Source organism: Pseudomonas sp. IPO3749 (assembly GCF_013386605.1).
GTDB lineage: Bacteria > Pseudomonadota > Gammaproteobacteria > Pseudomonadales > Pseudomonadaceae > Aquipseudomonas > Aquipseudomonas azotoformans_A.
Genome location: NZ_JACARN010000021.1, coordinates 19,236 through 39,929, shown reverse-complemented (window position 1 = coordinate 39,929; position 20,694 = coordinate 19,236). Strand labels below are relative to the sequence as shown.

The 20,694-nt window shown below is 62.0% G+C and carries 15 protein-coding genes; 10 read left to right on the top strand and 5 right to left on the bottom strand.

Going from position 1 to position 20,694, the window contains the following annotated elements:
- The first annotated feature begins 7 nt into the window (after positions 1 to 7).
- Genes HX812_RS11000 through HX812_RS10980 form a run of 5 tightly spaced genes read left to right on the top strand, consistent with a single transcriptional unit; the run spans position 8 to position 7,830 of the window.
- The gene (locus HX812_RS11000) at positions 8 to 2,533 is read left to right on the top strand and encodes an acyl-CoA dehydrogenase (RefSeq protein WP_038843889.1); all 2,526 of its coding nucleotides are present in this window, start codon (positions 8 to 10) and stop codon (positions 2,531 to 2,533) included.
- Positions 2,534 to 2,562: 29 nt separating this feature from the next.
- Positions 2,563 to 3,906: a 3-oxoacyl-ACP reductase gene (locus HX812_RS10995; protein ID WP_038843891.1), complete on the top strand. Its 1,344-nt coding sequence runs from the start codon at positions 2,563 to 2,565 to the stop codon at positions 3,904 to 3,906.
- Positions 3,907 to 3,909: 3 nt separating this feature from the next.
- Positions 3,910 to 4,800, top strand: coding sequence for a MaoC/PaaZ C-terminal domain-containing protein (locus HX812_RS10990; RefSeq protein ID WP_038843893.1), 891 nt, complete (start codon positions 3,910 to 3,912; stop codon positions 4,798 to 4,800).
- Positions 4,797 to 6,095 carry an acetyl-CoA C-acetyltransferase gene (locus HX812_RS10985; RefSeq protein WP_038843895.1) on the top strand — a complete coding sequence of 433 codons (1,299 nt, stop codon included), beginning with the start codon at positions 4,797 to 4,799 and terminating at the stop codon, positions 6,093 to 6,095. The genes HX812_RS10990 and HX812_RS10985 overlap by 4 nt, the downstream gene beginning before the upstream one ends.
- A gap of 31 nt (positions 6,096 to 6,126) precedes the next feature.
- The gene (locus tag HX812_RS10980; RefSeq protein ID WP_038843896.1) at positions 6,127 to 7,830 is read left to right on the top strand and encodes an AMP-binding protein; all 1,704 of its coding nucleotides are present in this window, start codon (positions 6,127 to 6,129) and stop codon (positions 7,828 to 7,830) included.
- Between the two features lie 115 nt (positions 7,831 to 7,945).
- Here the strand turns inward: HX812_RS10980 and HX812_RS10975 are convergent, their stop codons facing one another.
- On the bottom strand, positions 7,946 to 9,061 hold the full coding sequence (locus tag HX812_RS10975; protein WP_038848752.1) for a Gfo/Idh/MocA family protein: 1,116 nt from the start codon (positions 9,059 to 9,061) through the stop codon (positions 7,946 to 7,948).
- Positions 9,062 to 9,352: 291 nt separating this feature from the next.
- Here HX812_RS10975 and HX812_RS10970 point away from each other — a divergent pair, with 291 nt between their 5' ends.
- The 5 genes from HX812_RS10970 to HX812_RS10950 all read left to right on the top strand — a co-directional run bounded on the left by HX812_RS10970 (position 9,353) and on the right by HX812_RS10950 (position 14,660).
- Complete coding sequence (locus tag HX812_RS10970; RefSeq protein ID WP_038848750.1) at positions 9,353 to 10,396, top strand: YCF48-related protein; 1,044 nt, start codon at positions 9,353 to 9,355, stop codon at positions 10,394 to 10,396.
- A gap of 15 nt (positions 10,397 to 10,411) precedes the next feature.
- A complete protein-coding gene (locus HX812_RS10965) occupies positions 10,412 to 12,787 on the top strand; it encodes an RND family transporter (protein ID WP_033902391.1) in 2,376 nt (791 codons plus the stop codon).
- 78 nt (positions 12,788 to 12,865) lie between these two features.
- A complete protein-coding gene (locus tag HX812_RS10960) occupies positions 12,866 to 13,162 on the top strand; it encodes a DUF5629 family protein (protein WP_033902392.1) in 297 nt (98 codons plus the stop codon).
- Positions 13,149 to 14,324: a lactonase family protein gene (locus HX812_RS10955; protein ID WP_038848746.1), complete on the top strand. Its 1,176-nt coding sequence runs from the start codon at positions 13,149 to 13,151 to the stop codon at positions 14,322 to 14,324. Before HX812_RS10960 ends, HX812_RS10955 begins: the two co-directional genes overlap by 14 nt.
- Before the next feature lie 156 nt (positions 14,325 to 14,480).
- Entirely contained in the window at positions 14,481 to 14,660 is a 180-nt protein-coding gene (locus tag HX812_RS10950) for a hypothetical protein (RefSeq protein ID WP_016980181.1), read from the top strand.
- A 17-nt stretch (positions 14,661 to 14,677) separates the two neighbouring features.
- On the opposite strand, the gene HX812_RS10945 is transcribed toward HX812_RS10950, so the two are convergent.
- From HX812_RS10945 to HX812_RS10930, 4 genes are all read right to left on the bottom strand, one after another.
- Positions 14,678 to 15,271 (bottom strand): glutathione S-transferase, encoded by a 594-nt coding sequence (locus tag HX812_RS10945; RefSeq protein WP_038848743.1) that lies wholly within the window; start codon positions 15,269 to 15,271, stop codon positions 14,678 to 14,680.
- Positions 15,268 to 18,906, bottom strand: a complete 3,639-nt coding sequence (locus tag HX812_RS10940; protein ID WP_038848740.1) for an AAA family ATPase — start codon at positions 18,904 to 18,906, stop codon at positions 15,268 to 15,270. Before HX812_RS10940 ends, HX812_RS10945 begins: the two co-directional genes overlap by 4 nt.
- Entirely contained in the window at positions 18,903 to 20,144 is a 1,242-nt protein-coding gene (locus HX812_RS10935) for an exonuclease SbcCD subunit D C-terminal domain-containing protein (RefSeq protein WP_038848737.1), read from the bottom strand. Before HX812_RS10935 ends, HX812_RS10940 begins: the two co-directional genes overlap by 4 nt.
- An 82-nt stretch (positions 20,145 to 20,226) precedes the next feature.
- Positions 20,227 to 20,460 (bottom strand): DUF6124 family protein, encoded by a 234-nt coding sequence (locus HX812_RS10930; protein WP_038848734.1) that lies wholly within the window; start codon positions 20,458 to 20,460, stop codon positions 20,227 to 20,229.
- Positions 20,461 to 20,694 lie beyond the last annotated feature (234 nt).

Below are 20,694 nucleotides of genomic sequence, written 5' to 3'. Positions count from 1 at the left end.
TATCTCCATGGTTATCTGGTTACTGGTGGGTTTCGCAGCAGCGATCGCCCTGGCATATCGACAAGCTGTCGCCACCCTGTGGTTGGCCGCAGGCCTGATCTGGCTGGCAGCGGGTTACCTGTTCAACGTCGTGGCCGGTTTCGGCGCCACAGTCGCGGCGATACTGGTGGTGGCGCCCGCGTTGCTGATGACCATCAAACCCCTGCGCCGCACCTTGCTGACCAGCAGGGCTTTGGGCCTGTTTCGTACGATCATGCCGGCGATGTCTGACACCGAACGCGCCGCCATCGAGTCCGGCACCGTGTGGTGGGACGCCGAGCTGTTCAGCGGCAAGCCCAATTGGCAGCGTCTGCTGCAAGCCGCACCGGCCAGCCTGAGCGCAGAGGAACAAGCCTTCCTCGACAACGAAGTCGAAACCCTGTGCGACATCGCCAATGACTGGGAAACCACCCAGGTCTGGCAGGACATGTCGCCCGAAGGCTGGCAGTACACCAAGGATGCCGGGTTCCTCGGCATGATCATTCCCAAGCAATACGGCGGCAAAGGCTTCTCCCACTACGCGCACTCGCAGGTGGTGATGAAGCTGTCGACGCGCTGCTCGGCGGCCGCCATTTCGGTGATGGTGCCCAACTCCCTCGGCCCGGCCGAACTGCTGCTTCACTACGGCACCGATGCCCAGCGCAACTACTACCTGCCGCGCCTGGCGCGAGGTGAAGACATTCCATGCTTTGCCCTGACCAGCCCTTATGCCGGCTCCGATGCCGGGGCGATTCCTGACCTGGGCATCGTCTGCAAAGGCACCCATGAAGGTGAGGAAGTGCTGGGCTTTCGCGTGACCTGGGACAAGCGCTACATCACCCTCGGCCCGATTGCCACGGTGCTCGGCCTGGCGTTCCGCGCAGAAGATCCGGATGGCTTGCTCGGCGCTCCGGGTTCACTCGGTATCACCTGCGCACTGATCCCAACCTCCCATCCCGGCGTCAACAGTGGCCGCCGGCATTGGCCGCTGAATGCCGTCTTCCAGAACGGTCCTACCACCGGCAAGGATGTGTTCATTCCGCTGGAGTGGGTGATCGGCGGCCGCGAGCAAGTCGGCAACGGCTGGCGCATGTTGATGGAATGCCTGGCCGCCGGTCGCGCAATTTCCTTGCCGTCGGCCAACGTCGGCCTGGGCAAGGTGGCGGTGCGCGGCACCACCGCCTATGCCGCGATGCGCAAACAGTTCGGCCTGCCCATCGGCAAATTCGAAGGCGTGCAGGCACCCTTGGCGCGCATGGCCGGGCATCTGTATGCCTGCGATGCGGTGCGCAAGGTGTCGGTGGCGTCCCTGGACGCGGGTGAGAAACCCTCGGTGATCTCGGCGATCGCCAAGTACCACGTCACCGAGCGCGCGCGGATCATCGTCAATGACGGCATGGACATCGTTGCCGGCAAGGGCATCTGCATGGGCCCCAACAACTTCCTGGCCCGTGCCTATCAGCAAAGCCCCATCGCCATCACCGTGGAAGGCGCGAACATCATGACGCGCTGCCTGATCATCTTTGGCCAGGGCCTGATCCGTTGCCATCCTTATGTGTTCCGCGAAATGGAAGCAGCGCGTAACCCTGACCAACGGAGAGCGCTGGAAGCCTTCGACAGTGCCATGTTTGGCCATGTGAGCTTTGTGCTGGCCAATACCGTACGAGCGGCGGTGCATTCCCTGACAGGCGGGCGGTTGATTTCCGTTCCGGCCAAGACCGACCCCGCGCTGGCGTCCTACTACCGCCAGGCCAATCGTCTGTCAGTGGTACTCGCGCTGGTTTCGGATATTTCCATGGGCGTGCTGGGCGGAGCCCTCAAGCGCAAGGAAAGTATCACCGGGCGCCTGGGGGATATTCTGTCGCAGCTGTACATCCTGTCCTGCGTACTCAAGCGGTTTGAGGACGACGGCCGGCCCCAGGCGGATCTGCCGTTGGTGCACTGGGCGGCGCAGGATGCATTGCTGCGGGCCCACGAAGCGCTGGCGGAAGTGCTTGATAACTACCCCTCGAAACCCGCTGCGGCGGTGCTACGTGGCCTGACCTTCCCGTTCGGGATCCCACTGCGCAAACCGTCGGACCGTCTGCTGGCCCAAGTGGCGGACGTGGTGCAGACACCGGGCGAAACCCGCGACCGGTTGTTGGCCAACTCCTACATCCCACGTCCAGAAATTGACAAGTTGGCCTACGGCGAACTGGGTTTCCGCCTGCTGCCGCAGGTCGAGCTGATCGACGCCCGGCTCAAGCCCGCCGTGAAGCAGGGCCTGATCGAACCGATGCCGATCTCCACCACGGCCTTCACCGCCTGGCGCGTCAAGGCGCGGGCGCTGGACTTGATCAGCGATGACGAAGACACCTTGCTCGGCCGCTACGTGGAATACGCCGACCACGGCATCCAGGTGGATGACTTCCCGCAGGACTTCGGCTTGCTGGAGGCGTTGCAGCAGCGCAAGCAAGCGCTGGAGCCGACGGCGAAACGTCGCACCAGCCAAAGCGAAAACGCCTCGGTAAATTAGCCAACACCGTGTTGTGAGTGAATCTATCAATGAGTGACAGCTACCTTTCCTTCGTCAATTCCCCTTGGGGCCGTCGCCTGGCCCAAGCCATCGGCTTGCCGCAGCCCCTGCCACTGCAACGCCACCGCAGCGGCCAGCAGGGCTTGGTCAACCCGGTGATCATCGCCGGGGCGGGGCGCCTGGCCGCCGAGGTGCAGCGGATTTTCGCGGCCACCGATACCGTTGCTGCCACCCCGGCGACGCTCAAGGCGCCATCTACGGTGAAAGTGCAGGGCGCGGTGTTTGACGCCAGCGCCGTGGCCGACCTGCAACAGTTGGACGCGCTGTATGTGTTCTTTCACGCCAACGCCAAGCGTCTTGGCCACCATGGCCGCGTCGTGGTGCTCGGCACCGCGCCGGAGCATTGCCAGGATTTGCCCCAAGCCATTGCCCAGCGTGCCCTCGAAGGGTTGGTGCGCTCGCTGGCCAAGGAGCTGCGCCGGGCGATTACTGTGCAGTTGATCTACGTGGCGCCGGGTGCCGAAGACGCACTGGACAGCAGCTTGCGTTTCTTCCTGTCGCGCCGTTCGGCCTATGTGTCGGGGCAAGTGGTGCGCCTGGAGAAACCGGTGGACGGCCACGTCACGGTCAATTGGGACAAACCCTTCGCTGGCCGTCGCGCCCTGGTCACCGGCGCCTCCCGTGGCATCGGCCTGGCGATTGCCCAGGTATTGGCGCGGGACGGCGCCCATGTGGTGTGCGTGGATGTGCCCCAGGCCCAGACGGCGTTGCAACAGGCGGCGGACAGCGTCGAAGGTTCGGCGCTGCCCCTGGACATCACCGCGCCGGACGCGCCCGCACTGCTGCAAGCCCACGTCAGCCAATACGGCGCCTTTGACGTGGTGGTGCACAACGCCGGGATCACCCGCGACAAGACCATCGCCAAAATGACCGAGGCCGCCTGGCGCAGCGTGCTGGCGGTGAACCTCGAAGCGCCGTTGCTACTGAGCAATGCCTTATTGGATAGCCAAGGCCTCAAACCGGGAGGCCGAATTGTTTGTGTCTCGTCGATTTCTGGTATCGCCGGCAACCTCGGGCAAAGCAATTACGCCACCTCAAAGGCCGGTGTGATCGGCCTGGTGCAGGGCCTGGCACCGCGTGCATCGGCGCAGCAGGTGACGGTGAATGCGGTGGCGCCGGGGTTCATCGAAACCCAGATGACCGCGAAGATCCCGCTGATGATCCGTGAAGCCGGGCGCCGCATGAATTCGCTGTCCCAGGGCGGGCAGCCGGTCGACGTGGCCGAAACTATTGCCTGGCTGGCGCATCCGGCGTCCGGCGGGGTTAACGGCCAAGTCGTACGGGTGTGCGGCCAAAGCCTGCTGGGAGCCTGAGCCATGGACTACGTGACGCAGATCATTGATCCGCCGCCTTCACGCACCCGCTTGCTGCTGGATGGCGTGCGTGCCCTGCGCAAACCCAAGCTCGACGGTGCGCCCGTGCTGCCCACGGAACGCCTGGTGCGCTCGGCGGTGGCGTTGTCTGCCGCCGACATCGCGGCTTATGGCCGTGCCTGTGGGTTTCGCCGCGAACAGGGCGTGCCGTTGTCCTATCCCCACGTGCTGGCGTTCCCTTTGCACCTGATGCTGCTGACTCGTCCCAGCTTTCCGTACCCGGCCAGCGGCATGGTGCACCTGGCCAATCGCATCCGTCAGCACCAGCGCTTGCACGAAGGCCAGGCGTTGCGCATTGAGGTGTATTGCGAGCGTTGGGTCGCCCATCCCAAGGGCCAGGCGTTGAGCATCGCCACTCGTGCCTACGGTGCCGGCACGCTGGTATGGGAAAGCGACAGCCTGTATCTGCGCCGGGACGTCAAGGACCCGGTCGGCGAACCGTGGGGTGACGCGTTGCCGCTGCAGGAAGAAAGCTTGTTACGCACCCAACGCTGGGTGCTGCCCGCCGACCTGGGCCGACGTTTTGCCAAGGTCTCAGGGGATTTCAACCCGATTCACACTTCGGTGATCGGCGCCAAACTGTTCGGCTTTCACCGCGCCATCGCCCATGGCATGTGGACCCTGGGCCGCGCGCTCGCCGCCCAGCAACCGCCCGGTGGCCTGGACCAGGCCGAGGCCCATTGTGACTTCAAGCTGCCGATCTTCCTGCCCGGCCAGGTCGCGCTGTGGAGCCATCCGGTGACTGGCCCGCGCCGCGAGTTCGAAGTGCGCAATTTTGCCGGTGACAAACCCCATATGCGTGGCCTTTTCATCTGGAAAGAGAACCTGGAATGAGTGACTACAGCTTCAACCCGGCCCCGGTCCGTCGCGTGGCGATCATCGGTGGCAACCGGATCCCTTTTGCTCGCTCCAACACGGTGTACGCCCACGACAGCAACCAGGACCTGCTGGTCGCCGCGCTGCAAGGGCTGGTCGACCGCTACAACCTGCACGGCCAACGCCTCGGTGAGTTTGCCGCTGGCGCGGTGATCAAGCATTCGCGGGATTTCAACCTGGCGCGTGAGTCGTTGCTGTCCACCACCTTGTCGCCGGACACGCCGGCCTACGATGTGCAACAAGCCTGCGGCACCGGCCTGGAAGCGGCGTTATTGGTGGCGAACAAGATTGCCCTCGGCCAGATCGAGGTGGGCATTGCCGGGGGTGCCGACACCACCTCTGACGCGCCCATCGGTATCAATGAGTCCTTGCGCCACACCTTGCTCGCCGCCAATCGTGCCAAGGGCATGGGCGACAAGCTGAAAACGTTGCTCAAGGTCCGGCCGTCGATGTTCTTCAAACCACTGTTGCCACGCAACGGCGAGCCGCGCACCGGCCTGTCCATGGGCGAACACTGCGAAGAAATGGCCAAGCGCTGGCAGATCAAGCGCCTGGCCCAGGATGAGCTGACCCTCACCAGCCACCAGCGCCTGGACGCGGCCTACAAGCGCGGCTTCTTCGACGACCTGATCAGCCCCCATCGCGGCCTGGCCAGGGACAACAACCTGCGCGCCGATGCCAGCCTGGAAAAACTCGCCGGCCTGTCTCCAGCCTACGACCGTCAGAACGGCACCCTTACCGCCGGCAACTCCACTCCGTTGACCGACGGCGCCTCGGTGGTGCTGCTGGCCAGTGAAGAGTGGGCCGCCGCCAACGGCTGGCCAGTGCTGGCCTACCTGCGTACCGGCGAAACCGCAGCGGTGAATTTTGTCGACGGCACCGAAGGCTTGCTGATGGCCCCGGCCTACGCCGTGCCGCGCATGCTTAAACGCGAAGGCCTGAGCTTCAAGGACTTCGACTTCTTCGAGATCCACGAAGCCTTTGCCGCCCAGGTGTTGTGCACGCTCAAGGCCTGGGAAGACCTGGATTATTGCCGCGAACGTCTTGGCTTGGAGGCGCCCCTGGGCACCATCGATCGCGCGAAGATGAACGTCAACGGTGGCTCGCTCGGTTGCGGCCATCCTTTTGCCGCCACGGGAGGCCGGCAATTGGCGGCGTTGGCCAAGATCATCCATGCGAACGGCGGCGGGCGCGGCCTGATTTCCATCTGCGCGGCGGGCGGGCTGGGCATTACCGCCATCGTCGAAAAGTAGCTCTATCAAAAACAACAACAAGGAGACTGCCATGAACGCTGTAAGCCTGGAACACACCGAACGGATCTGGTTGAACGCTTACCTGCCCGGCGTCCCGGCAGATATCGACGCCGCTATCGAGGACTACCCATCGCTGCGCGAGGTGTTCCTGGAGCACCTGGAAAAATTTCGCGAACGGGTGGCGTACGTCAGCATCGGCACCGAAATGACCTACGCCGACTGGCAGGTGCAAGGCTATGCCTTTGCCGCCTGGCTGCAGGGGCAGGGCGTCAAGAAGGGTGATCGTGTCGCGCTGATGATGCCCAACTGCTTGCAGTATCCGATTTGCCTGTTGGGTACGATCCTGGCCGGCGCGGTGGTGGTCAACGTCAACCCGCTGTACACCTCCCATGAGCTCAAGCACCTGCTAAAGGACAGCGGCGCGCAAACCGTGGTGATCTTCGAGAATTTCGCCCACACCCTGGAAAAAGTCATCACCGGCAGCAGCGTCAAGCGTGTGGTAATCGCGGCCATCGGCGATTTGCTGGGGACGTTCAAAGGCGCGGCGATGAACTTCATCCTGCGTAGCGTGCAAAAGCAGGTGCCAGCGTTCAATCTGCGCGGCTCGCTGCGCTTCAACCAAGTGCTGAAACAGGGGCGGGCGCTCACGCATTTCCCGGTGCAGATGCACCTCGACGACCTGGCCTTCCTGCAATACACCGGCGGCACTACCGGCGATGCCAAGGGCGTGATGCTCAGTCACCGCAATATCATCGCCAACCTGCTGCAAGCCAAGGCTTGGGTCGGTGACCAACTGGACCAGGACAAGCAGGAAACCAACGTCACCTTGCTGCCGCTGTACCATATCTTTTCCCTGACGGTGAACTGCCTGATGTTCATGTGCCTGGGCGGGCGCAACATCCTGATCGCCAACCCACGGGACGTGAAGCGTGTGCAGATGATCCTGCGCAAGGAGCGCTTCAACGGGATAGCCGGGGTCAACACCTTGTTCAATGGCTTGCTGGAGAACAAGGAGTTTTGCGCGCGGGACTTTTCCGACCTGCGCATGGTGATCGCCGGCGGCATGGCCACGCACACGGCGGTGGCCAAGCGTTGGAAGGAAGTCACGGGGCTGCCGATCATCGAAGGCTACGGCCTCACCGAATGCTCGCCGGTGGTGAGCATCAGCCCGATCGACATTGCGCGCATGCGCGAGATGGAATTCACCGGCAGCATCGGCGTGCCATTGCCCTCGACCTGGGTGCGGTTTGTTCGCGAAGACGGTGAGTTGGCTGAGATTGGCGAGCAGGGTGAACTGCAAGTGCGCGGGCCACAGGTGATGCAGGGCTACTGGAAACGTCCGGACGCCACTGCCGAAGTGCTGGATGCCGAAGGGTGGTTGTCGACCGGTGATATCGGCGTGATGGACACGCGTGGTTATATCCGCCTGGTGGACCGCAAGAAGGACATGATCCTGGTCTCGGGCTTCAACGTGTACCCCAATGAAATCGAGGACGTGGTGGCGCTGCACCCTGGTGTGGCTGAAGTGGCGGCGATTGGGGTGGAAGATGGTGTGACCGGGGAGAAGGTCAAGATCATTGTGGTGCGCAAGGACCCGAGCCTGACCCAGGAGCAGATTCTTGCGCATTGCCGGGAGTACCTGACGGGGTACAAGGTGCCCAGGTACGTGGAGTTCCGCACCACTGAACTGCCCAAGACCACTGTCGGCAAAGTCCTGCGCAGGGCCTTGCGCTAATCTTACGGCTTAGGTGAGTTCAATGTGGGAGCGGGCTTGCTCGCGAATGCGGAGTGTCAGTCGCCAGATTCATACACTGATACACCGCATTCGCGAGCAAGCCCGCTCCCACAGTTTAGACCGTGCCCACTTGTACCCAGCGTTCTTCTCTGGCCGCCACGCGAATCGCCGTCGCCAACCGCTCCACCTCCCACGCCGCCTCAAAGTCCGTGCCGTCCGCACCTTGACCGGCCAGCGCCAGGATCAACTCCTGCACCTCCAGCGTCTTCAGTTCGTTGTAGCCCAACTGATGGCCCGCCGCCGGGCTGAACGCCGCATAACCGGGCAGGGCAGGGCCAGCGAGCAAACGCTGGAACCCGTCCTGGCCGACGCCACACACCTGCAATTCATTCAAGCGCTCTTGATCGAACGCCAAGGTGCCTTTCGTCCCGCTGATCTCGAAACTCAGGTGGTTTTTGTAGCCCTGCTTGAGCCAGCTGCTGCTCACCGTGCCGCGTGCGCCATTGGCAAAACGCAGCAGGGCGTGCACTTGGTCATCCACCGCGATCGATTTAAGGTCGGTGCTGCCTTTGACGGCCGGTCGCCGGGCGTGGACGGTCTGGGTGTCGGCACACACACTCACTACGTCGCCCACCAGATAGCGCGCCATCGATAGCAAGTGACTGCCCAAGTCTGCCAAGGCGCCGCCCGCGTGTTCCACTTCACAACGCCACGACCATGGCGAGGCCGGGTCGGCCATGAAATCTTCGCTGAACTCACCCTGGAAGCTGATGATCTCGCCCAACTCGCCGCTGGCAATCATCTGCCGTGCCAGGGTGATCATCGGGTTGTGCTGGTAGTTGTAGCCCACCCGCGTCACCACGCCCGCAGCACTGGCGGCGCGGCGCATGGCGTCGGCCTGTTCCAGGCTCACGGCCAGGGGTTTTTCGCAGTACACCGCCTTGCCCGCTGCGATGGCGGCCATGGCCATGGGGTAGTGCAAATGGTTGGGCGTGGTGATGGCCACCACGTCGACATTGGGATCATTGATCAACGCCTGCCAGTCGCCATGGGCCTGGGCAAACCCCCAATCCTTGGCGCAGCGTTGTGCGCGTTCGGTGTCGGCGTCGGCCAGTGCAGCCAGCTTGAGGTGCAGCGGCAGTTCGAATACCGCGCGGGCGTTATTGAAGGCCAGGGCGTGGGCGCGCCCCATGAAGCCTGTGCCGATCAAGCCGATTCCGAGTTCACGCATCGCCGTGGTCCTTTGGATTATTGTTTTCAGGAAGACTATTAATGGAATAAAAATTCCCATATTTCAATAGATGGAATAAAAATTCATTGAGGCCCCGGCGATCACCCCCGCGAATGCAGCTATATTCAGGCGCTGGCGAAACGGGGTCAGTTAACAAAAGATAACGTAGCGCCGATTGTCAGACGATTCGAAAGCCCGATAGGATGGCCCCTGCTTCCTCCAGGCGCTCTAGATTGCAGGTTTCAAGGCCCCGGAAGGCAGCGATAACAATAATAAATGGGAGAAAGGTCTATGAGTGAGCCTGTCATGGGTTGGGTTGTTTGCCGCCCACGCGCCGCACGCAGGGTTGCGATGCTGGCCGCAGCGCTCTCGCTGTTTGGCGCTGTCGTGTTACCGGCAGCCGTCCAGGCCGCCAGCGATACCTCGTTTGCGATTGAATCCCCCAAGGCCGCCAAAGGCCTGATGATCGATGTGGTCCACGCGGGCAAGCGCCTGGTGGCGGTCGGTGATCGCGGGCACATCCTCTATTCCGATGACCAGGGCAGCACCTGGACCCAAGCCAAAGTCCCCACCCGACAGTTGCTCACGGCAGTGTTTTTCGTCGATGACAAGCAGGGTTGGGCCGTGGGCCACGATGCGCAGATTCTTGCCAGTTCCGACGGCGGCGCCACCTGGACCCAGCAATACCAGGATCTTAAACGCGAAGCCCCGCTGCTCGACGTGTGGTTCAACGACGCCAACCACGGCCTGGCCGTCGGCGCCTACGGTGCGTTGATCGAAACCACCGACGGCGGCAAGACCTGGGACGACGTCAGCGACCGCCTCGACAACGAAGACCAGTACCACCTCAACGCCATTGCCCATATCAAGGACGCCGGCCTGTTCATCGTTGGCGAGCAGGGCAGCATGTTCCGCTCCAGCGACGACGGCCAGACCTGGGAAAAACTCGAAGGCCCCTACGAGGGCTCGCTGTTTGGCGTGATCGGCACCGCCCAAGCGCAAACCCTGCTGGCCTATGGCTTGCGCGGCAATCTGTACCGCTCCACGGACTTTGGCAGCACCTGGGAGCAAGTTGAGCTGAACGCCGCGCGGGGAGCGCTGGAGTTTGGGTTGTCGGGCGCGACCTTGCTGGAGGACGGCTCGATTGTCGTGGTCGGCAACGGCGGCAGCGTGGTGGTCAGCCATGACGACGGCGTGACCTTCAACGTGTTCAACCGTGCGGACCGCATTTCGCTTTCGTCCGTCACGGCGGCAGGCAATGGCAACTTGATTCTGGCCGGGCAGGGGGGCGTTCGCGTCGCTAAAGCCGATGGCGCCGAACCGACAAAACAATAAGAAGGCGGGGAAAGAATGAGCAGTCATCACAACGATAAAGCGACCTTTCTTGAGCGCCTGATCTTCAACAACCGCCCGGCAGTGATCGTGATCTGCCTGCTGGTGAGTATTTTCCTGTTCTGGCAGGCGACCTTGATTCGCCCGTCCACCAGCTTTGAAAAAATGATCCCGCTCAAGCACCCCTTCATCGAGAAGATGATGGAGCACCGCAATGACCTGGCGAACCTGGGCAACACGGTGCGCATCTCGGTGGAGGCCAAGGACGGTGACATCTTCACCAAGGAGTACATGGAGACCCTGCGTCAGATCAACGACGAAGTGTTCTACATTTCCGGTGTCGACCGCTCGGGCCTCAAGTCGCTGTGGAGCCCCAGCGTCCGCTGGACCGAAGTGACCGAAGAAGGCTTTGCCGGCGGTGAAGTGATCCCGCAGAGCTACAACGGCTCGCCGGAAAGCCTCGATCAACTGCGCAACAACGTGCTCAAGTCCGGCCAGGTCGGGCGCCTGGTGGCCAACGACTTCAAGTCGAGCATCGTCGACATCCCGCTGCTGGAGTCCTACCCGGACCCGCAGGATCAGGGCAAGTTGCTGGCCCTGGACTACCGCAAGTTCTCCCATGAACTCGAAGACAAGATCCGCACCAAGTTCCAGGAGCAGAACCCCAACGTGCAGATCCACATCGTCGGTTTCGCCAAGAAAGTCGGCGACCTGATCGATGGCCTGATCATGGTGGTGCTGTTCTTCGGCGTGGCGTTCGGCATCACCCTGGTCCTGCTGCTGTGGTTCACCAACTGCCTGCGCAGCACCATTGCGGTGTTGAGCACCACCCTGGTGGCGGTGGTCTGGCAGTTGGGGCTGATGCATGCCGCCGGTTTCGGGCTGGACCCTTACTCGATGCTGGTACCGTTCCTGATCTTTGCCATCGGTATTTCCCACGGCGTGCAGAAAATCAACGGTATCGCCCTGCAATCCAGCGAAGCGGACAACGCGCTGACGGCCGCACGCCGTACCTTCCGCCAACTGTTTCTACCGGGGATGATCGCGATCCTCGCTGACGCAGTGGGCTTCATCACGTTGCTGATCATCGACATTGGCGTGATCCGCGAACTGGCCATCGGCGCCTCTATCGGCGTGGCGGTGATCGTGTTCACCAACCTGATCCTGCTGCCAGTGGCGATTTCCTACGTCGGCATCAGCAAACGCGCCATCGCCAAGAGCAAGAAAGACGCGAACCGCGAACACCCGTTCTGGCGCCTGCTGTCGAAATTCGCCAGCCCCAAAGTCGCGCCGGTCTCGATCTTCCTGGCCCTGATCGCCTTTGGCGGCGGCCTCTGGTACAGCCAGAACCTCAAGATCGGCGACCTCGACCAGGGCGCGCCGGAACTGCGCCCGGACTCGCGCTACAACAAAGACAACAACTTCATCATCAGCAACTACTCCACCAGCTCCGACGTGCTGGTGGTGATGGTCAAGACCAAGGCCGAAGGCTGCTCGCGCTATGAAGCCATGGCGCCCATCGACCAGTTGATGTGGAAGATGCAGAACACCGAGGGCGTGCAGTCGGCGATCTCGCTGGTGACCGTGTCCAAGCAGATGATCAAGGGCATGAACGAGGGCAACCTGAAATGGGAAACCCTGTCGCGTAACCCGGATGTGCTGAACAACTCCATCGCCCGTGCCGATGGCCTGTACAACAACAACTGCTCCCTGGCGCCGGTGCTGGTGTTCCTCAACGACCACAAGGCCGAAACCCTCGACCGCGCGGTGCATGCGGTGCAGGACTTCGCCAAGGAAAACAACAAGGACGGCCTGGAATTCATCCTCGCCGCCGGTAACGCTGGCATCGAAGCGGCCACCAACGAGGTGATCAAGGAATCGGAACTGACCATCCTGATCCTGGTGTACCTGTGCGTGGCGACCATGTGCATGATCACCTTCCGCTCCTGGGCGGCGACCCTGTGCATCGTGCTGCCGCTGGTGCTGACCTCGGTGCTGGGCAACGCGCTGATGGCGTTCATGGGCATCGGCGTCAAGGTCGCGACGTTGCCGGTGGTGGCGCTGGGCGTGGGGATTGGCGTGGACTACGGCATCTACATCTACAGCCGCCTGGAAAGCTTCCTGCGCGCCGGTCTGCCGCTGCAAGAGGCGTATTACCAGACGCTCAAGTCCACCGGTAAAGCCGTGTTGTTCACCGGCCTGTGCCTGGCGATTGGCGTGTGCACCTGGATCTTCTCGGCCATCAAGTTCCAGGCCGACATGGGCTTGATGCTCACCTTCATGCTGCTGTGGAACATGTTCGGCGCGCTGTGGCTGCTGCCGGCGCTGGCGCGGTTCCTGATCAAGCCGGAGAAACTGGCGGGGCAGAAGGGCAACTCACTCTTCGCGCATTGATCGATTAGACCATTGCCGCAAGGCACCGCGGGGGAATTGACCTATCATGTGTCTTTTCCCCCGCAGTGACTTCACATCATGACCGATTCGCAACCCAACCTGAGCACCGCCCTGACCGACAGCGACATGCTGATCATCAATGGGCTGCACGCCTTCGACTTCACGTTTGACCAGCACTTGCTGATCGAAAGCATGGACGGCCGGGAACTCAAGCGTTGGAAGTTCAGTCCAGAACAACTGAACGCCGCCACCTTTGATGACAGCTTGCAAAGCTGGCTCTTGCGCAACGAAGACGGCGAACACCGTCTGGTCTGCCTGAGTGCGATCAAGGGCGACAACAATAACGATGAGGATGAAGCGGATGATGATGCGTAAATTCTGGCCCCTGCTGATGGCGGGCAGTGTCGGTGCCATGTCGGTGCAAGCCGCGCCGGCAGACACCTATGAACTGCTGGTGGGTAGCTACACCGCCGGCAGCAGCGAAGGCATCTATCGCCTGCAATTCGACAGCCGCACTGGCAAGTTCCAGGGCCAGCCGGTGCTGGCGGCCAAGGCGGCCAACCCGTCGTGGCTGACGGTCTCCAAGGACCAGAAGCACCTGTTTGTGGTCAACGAGAACGGTCCAGGCCAGAAAGACCCGGTCGGGCGGGTGAGCAGCTACAGCATCGATCCGCAGAATCATCAGCTGACGTTGATCAACCAGGTGCAGAGCCTGGGCAATGAGCCGACCCATTCCAGCGTGGCTGCCGATGGACGCTACCTGTTCGTCGCCAACTATTCGGTGCTGGAAGATCCGGGCGGAAGCCTGGCGGTGCTGCCGGTGGATGCCACAGGCAAGCTGTCGGCGCCGCTGCAACTGAGTGGGCACCCGGCCAGTCGCGTCAACCCTGAGCGCCAGGCGTCCAACCACGTGCATTCGGTGGTGTCATCGCCCGATGGCAAATACGTGTTTGTGCAGGACCTGGGGGCGGACAAGGTATTTGCCTACCGCTACGATCCCAAGGCCAACCCTGAGCTGCCATTGACCCCGGCGAAACCGGCGTCGGTGCAATTGCCACCCGGCAGTGGCCCGCGTCATTTGTTGTTCAGCGCCGATGGCAAGCATGCCTGGCTGACCACCGAGATGAGCGCGCAGGTGGCGGTGTTCGACTACAAGGACGGCCAACTGACCCAGACCCAACTGGTGGATTTCGCCGCCGGGCAACCGGTATCGGACAAGGCCGGTGCGGCGCTGCATGTCTCCAGTGATGGCAAGTTCCTGTACCTGAGCAACCGTGGCACGGCCAATCAACTGCTGGTGTTCAGCATCGACCCGGCCACCGCGCACCTCAAGGAACTGCAACGCCGTTCCGTGGAAGGTGACCATCCGCGTGAGTTCAGTTTGGACCCGAGCGGCAAGTTCTTGCTGATCGCCAACCAGAAAAGCAACGAAATCGTAGTGGTCGAACGCGACCCCAAAACCGGCCTGCTGGGTAAAACCGTGCAGAAATTGCCGATCGATGCGCCCAGCGACCTCAAGTTCCTGGTGCGTCAATAAGCCACAGGCCCCGTCATGCGGGGCCTGAGCCTTTCTATTAATTCTGTTAATAGCGGCTACTGTTTCAAAGCATTTCTAAGGCTTAGCCCTCGGGCGTAAGTTTGGTTCCAAGGCCTTCCCCGGCCACTCAACCAAACGAACACAAGGGTTACCGACATGAATCTGAATCTCTTCTCCATCATCGCCGCTTCCGCTGTTTCCGCCACTGTTGCCCTGCCAGCCGCGGCCAGTGTGGAAGTCTCCGGCAAAAAATCCAGCACCAGCGCCTACACCCAGAAATACCTGCAACAAAGCGCCAACTTCTATGCTGCTCTGGATCACAAGACTCAGCAGTGAGCCCGCTGGCGTGGTATTCAGGGTTTTGACATCACCGCGATGAACAACCCTGAATCTAGAAAGCGCTCAAGCCAAGCTTGCAACCGTTTATACGATGTACCGGAAAACCACACTCGATCCACATGGGCATACTGGCGCACAAACGGCGCCAGTGCAGCATCCGCCAGGGTCAGGTGGTTAGCCAACAGGTAGTCGCGCTCTGCCAACAACGCTTCCAGCTTTTGCAAGAACACCTCGCCTTCGGCGCGATAATGCTCCATCGGCTGTTCCGGGTAGCGTTCGGCGTATTTGTATCGATCCAAGTGATACTTGAAGCCTTGGTCGTTCTCGGCGATCAACGCGAATACCGCTGGGTCGCCGTGCAGCAACCAGTTATCCGGGTCGTTCTGCGCCAAGGCCCACTGCATGATCTCCAGGCTTTCTTCAATCACCCTGCCATCAACGTTCAATACCGGCACGGTGCCCTTGGGCGACAGCGCCAGCATCTCGGCGGGCTTGGCCTTGAGGCTCACCTCGACGATGCGCACCGGTACGCCCGAGTAACGCAGCGCCAGCCGTGCCCGCATCGCATAGGGGCAGCGCCGGAACGAATACAGCAGCGCTTCGCTCACTTGACCTCCAACGTGCTCAAACCATTGCCCTGACGCTTGACCTGGATCTGCACCGGAATGCGCTCGTGCATTTCCTGCACGTGGGAAATCACCGCCACTTTACGGCCCTGAGCCTGCAAGCCATCCAGCGCGTCCATCGCCAATTGCAGCGATTCCGGGTCGAGGCTGCCGAAGCCTTCATCGATAAACAACGATTCGATCTTCAATGTACTGGAAGCCATCGACGCCAGCCCCAAGGCCAGCGCCAGTGAAACCAGGAAGGTTTCGCCGCCGGACAACGAATGCACCGAGCGCAGCTCGTCGCCCATTTCCGTGTCCATCACCAACAGGCCAAGCATGCTGCCGCCACGCTTGAGGCGATAACGCCGCACCAATTGACGCAGTTGCACGTTGGCGTGATGCACCAACAAGTCGAGGTTGTAGGCCTGGGCGATCTTGCGGAAGGTGTCGCCGGTGGCCGAGCCGATCAGCGCGTTCAGGCGTGCCCAGCGTTGCCATTCGTCATAGGCCTTGGCGATCTGCTCGGCAAAGGCCTGGTTGGCGTCCTGGCGACGCTGGTCTTCGGATTGGCGTGCGCGCAATTCGGCGCAGTGTTTTTCACTCTCGGCCAGTTGCTGATTGAGCGTGGCCAAGGTGCTGTCCAGCTCTTCGGCTGCGAGGTTGCCGTTGTGCAGGGCCTGATGGTCGGCAAGGCGTTGTTCGCGTTCTTGCAGCAGTACCTTGGCCTGTTCGACGGCTTTTTCGCTGAGCTGCACCTGCTGGCGCAATTGGCTGACCTGGGCGTCATCGTAGGCCAGCAAGCGGTTGAGGCCAGCGTCATCGAGTTCCGGATGCAAGGCGCGCCACTCGCTGATACGCGTGACGAGGGCCTGTTGTTCGGCCTGCAACGCGTGTTCGCGTTCCTGTTGTGCCTTGAGGTCCGCCGCCAGCTGGATCAGTGCGTTGTGGATTTCCTGCAACTGTTTGTTGGCGTCGGTTTCGCTTTCGCGTGACTGGGTCACGGCCTGTTCCAGTTGCTGCTGCCAGTGTTCGGCGCTGGTGTGCTTGCCCAGTAACGCGTTGAGTTTTTCCTGGGCTGCTTGCTGTTGGGTCGCCAGCTCGCTGACCTGCTGGCGCAGGGCGTCGAGTTGTTGCTGGCGATGCTGCTGGTGGGTCTGTTCCTTCTCGATTGCCTGTTGGCGTTCGTGTTGCTCGGCCAGTTCATCGCGTTGGTGACCCAGCTGTTCCAGGCGCTGGCTGACTTGCTGGTCCAGCTGCATGAAGGTAGCGGCCGGCTCGGCGCGCAAACCCTCCAGGGTTTCTGCGGGCAGCAGGCTGGCGAAGGCGCTCAGTTCCTGGTCGAGGCGTTCACGGTCGCTGGTTAGCTCGCGTTGCTGATCGACCATCAATTGACGGGCCTGCTGGCTGGCTTCCTGGGCCGCTTGCAGTTGCTGCTGCAAGCGACCGGCGTTTTGTTGCAGGTTGAGCAGGGCGCCTTGTCGTTGCTCGTCCTGGGCGATGCTTTGGCTCAGTTGGCCCAGTTGCTGTTCAAGCCAGGCGCTGCGCTTGGCGGGTTCCTGGTTGAGCATTGACGCGGCCAGTGGGTGCGCATCCAGGCTTGGCTGGAGGGCTTGCTGTTGCGTGGCCAGGTGTTCCTGCTGTTGCAGGTATTCCTTTTGTTGGGCGATCAAACCGCCCACTTCGCCACGCAACTCGGTGAGTTTTTCCTTGAGGCTGTCCACGGCTTTCTGCGCGGTGGCTTCTTCGTTTTCGTCATGTCGACCGAGGCTTTGCAGCAACGCTTCGGGCTGGTGATACGGGTGTTCGTGGCTGCCGCATACCGGGCAGGGTTGGTCGTCCTGCAATTGCTCGCGCAACTCCTCGACGCTGGCGCTGCGGGCCAGGCGCTGGCGTTCCAACAGTTGCTTGGTCACGTTCAGCGTCTGTTCGGCAACGGTCAGCTCGGCCTTGGTTTGCAGGCCGGTCTGGTTCAGTTGTTCGCGTTGCTGTTGGGCGTCGGTGAGCTTTTGCGTCAGGTTGGCGGCGTGTTGGTCCAGCTGTTGCTGGTTGTCCCACAGGCGCGTCAGGTCTTCAAAGGCGCGCTGCTGTTTGCGATTGTCTTGCAGCAGGCTCGCCAGCAACTGGATCTGCTCGGCCACGGCGTGAGGCTCGGCACCGGCCTCCTGATACAGCAGGTCCAGGGCTTCGCGTTGCTGAGTGAACTGCTCGGCGGCGCGGGTCGCACGTTGCTCCAATTGGGGCAGTTCGGCCTGGCCTTTATTCAGGCGATTGCCGATCTGCGTCAGCTGTTGCAAGCGGTCGCGGTAGGCGGTCCAGGCATCGCTCAGCGGCGCGAGGGCGGCGCTGCGCTCAAGCTCGGTGCCCAGGCGTTGCAGGCGCTCAGTGACGTGATTCTGTTTTTCCAGCAGCGCAGTGAGGTGGGCCTGACCTTCGGCGCAGGCGCTTTCGTGCTGCTGTTGGTCCTCGGTGCGCTTGGCCAGCTCCTTGGTCAAGTGGGCGAGGGTGCTTTGCTCTTCAAACGCCTGTCGCAGCAACGGCACGGCATCCGTTTGGTTTTTCAGGGCCTCAGCCAACGCAGTTTGCGCGCTGGCTTGTTGCTGCTGGGCCTGCTCCTGGCGGGTGTGCAACTCGGCTTGTTGTTGGATATGCGACTGAATTTGCACGGCCAACGGGGCAAGCACGCTGCCGAGTTCGGCCTGGCGCGCAAACTGGTGACGCTGAGGCGCCAATTGGTCCAGGCGGCTCAGGTCTTCACGTTGCTGGCCTTGGTTATCCCAGTCGGCCTGTGCGCGCTGCAGTTGTTCGGTGGCAGCGAGTTGGCGTTCCTGCCATTCGCGCAGCTCCTTGAGCCAGGTGTGCTGAAGCTCAAGTTGCTTGAGTTGGGCTTGCTGGGTCTTGAGCTGGGTTTGCGCGGCATCGAACTGCTGATCCAGCTCCACACGTGCCTCGGGCGCCAGGGGCACCACGCCGGTGGCCTGGTCCTGCAGCTGCTTGTGCGCATCCCTGGCCTCTTTGGCCTTGTCGAACGCGCGCCGCCCGAGTTGGGTGTACAGGGCGGTGTCGGTGAGCTTTTCCAGCAGTTCGCTGCGCTCGTTGTCGTTGGCCTTGAGGAAGGCGCTGAACTCACTCTGCGCGAGCAAGACGGCACGGGTGAACTGTTCGAAGTTCAGGCCCAGGGCCAGTTCCAGCTGGGTTTTGTACTCGGTTTTCTGGCTGGCCAGCAGTTGGTCGCTGTCCAGGTCGATCAGGCTCTGGCGGCTGTTCTGCAACTTGCCGCTGGCCTTGTCGCGGGCGCGATTGGCTTCCCAGCGCGCGCGATAACGACGGCCACTGACGCCGACAAAATCCACTTCGGCATAACCGCCACCGGTGCCACGCCGCAGCAGAGTGCGCGGGTCTCCGATGGAAATGTCGCTGTCGGCATCCGGCATCTTCGCCTGGCCGGTGTCGCCCAGGCGTGGCACCGCGCCAAACAACGCCAGGCACAAGGCATCAAGCAGGGTACTTTTACCCGCGCCGGTCGGCCCGGTAATCGCGAACAACCCGGCACTGGCCAGGGGCTCGGCAGTAAAGTCGATTTCAAACGGGCCGGCCAGTGAAGCCAGGTTTTTCAGGCGGATGGCGAGGATCTTCATGGCTGTTCCTCCTCCTGTTGCACTTCCTGGAGCAGCACGGCGAAGTCCTTCAAGGTCTGTTCATCCACTTCACTGCCATAACTGTCCTGCCAGGCGCGGCTGAACAGTTCCTGGGGCGTGAGCTGGTCGAGTTCGATCAGGCGGTCGTCGCCTTCGTCTTCACGGCTGCCGTTACCTGCGTATTCAGCGGCGATGCGCACCAGGCGCACGGCCTTGCCTTGCAGGGCGCTTTCGATCTGCTGGCGCAGGTCGGGTTGCGGCTCGTCGAGGCGCACGCGCACTTCCAGCCAAGGATGGCGCTGGGTTTCGGCCAGCAGATCGACGTCGGGCAACTCGGCCAGGGCCTTGAGGATATCGGCCAGCGGCGCGGCTTCCAGCCGTTGCAGGTCGACCGAGCGCGGAATCAGGATCGGTTCGACGTTCACCAGGCATTGGCCCTGGAACGTCACGTCGAGGATCTGGTGCTTGTAGCCGATTTCGGAAAACGACAGCGGAATTGGCGAACCGCTATAGCGAATGCGCTCCTCGCCATTGACCTTCTGCGGCTTGTGCAAATGGCCGAGGGCGACGTAAGCGACACTTCGATCAAACAGGCTGGCTGGCAGCGCCTCGGCATTGCCGATGATCAGGCTGCGCTCGGAGTCTTCCGACACCGAGCCGCCGGCCATGTGCGCGTGACTGATGGCAATCAGCGCCTGGCCTTTTTTGCGCTTGGCGTTGGCGGCGGCGATCAGCCATTCGTGCACCTGACCGATGCCGCGCAGGTAGTCGTCACCCAAGTGCGCACCGGTCACTTCCGCCGGGCGCAGGAACGGCAGCGCCAGGCACCAGGCAGCGATCTTGCCTTTGGCATCCGGCAGCGGGATCAGCAGGCGCTCGGCGTCGAGTTGCCCGTCATCGAGCCACAGCACCCGGCCTAGCGCATGGGTGCGCAGGCGGCGCATCAGTGGCGCGGGTAATTCGATACGCGAGCCGGAGTCATGATTACCGGCGATCATTACGATGGTGAGTTTCGGATTCTGTTCGTGGGCGCTGATGATGAAGTCATACAGCCGCTCCTGGGCCTTGAGCGGCGGGTTGACCGTGTCGAAGATATCGCCGGCGATGAGCAGTACATCCGGCAGATGGGTGTTCAGTTGGCCCAGCAGCCACTCAAGAAAGCAGGCGTGTTCGAAGTCGCGTTCCTGGCCGTGGAGGTTTTGGCCCAGGTGCCAGTCGGAGGTGTGAAACAGACGCAAGGCGAACTCCGTTGAAGAGATGAAAAGGAGGGGAGTTTACCCTGTAAACCTGTGGGAGGGGACAAGCTCCCTCCCACAAGGGTCAGGCGGTGTGCAGGCAGTCCAGCGCTCGGTCAGCCAGGGTTCTGGCACTGTTGATCAAGTGCTCGGTGGCGCCGGCCATGTGGCGCTGATTACTGCTTAGCGCTTGGGTGGTGCCAGCAGCGGTCGCGGCGGCGCAGCGCAGCAGGTCGCAGATCTGGGCGAGGGCGTCTTCGAAGCTGAGGTCGTGGTGAACGGTGAAGGCGGGTGGTGGGTCGGGGACGATTTTGTTCATGAATGGATCTCCTGACAAAGTTGGGAGCCATTCTTTTGGCGATCTCACTCGACAAAAGGTGGCAGCTATGTGCGGGGTGAGATTACCGGGCAGGAGCAACCGGTCGGACCGAAGTCCGCCCGCACACAGCCGCCATAAAGCATGTTGCTCGCGGTTGTGGCGCTTGGCTCCCTGTTCACAGGATCTCACCCCTGATCGCTGATGTGCAGCGACGGAGCGAAGGCTAGCCAGTGG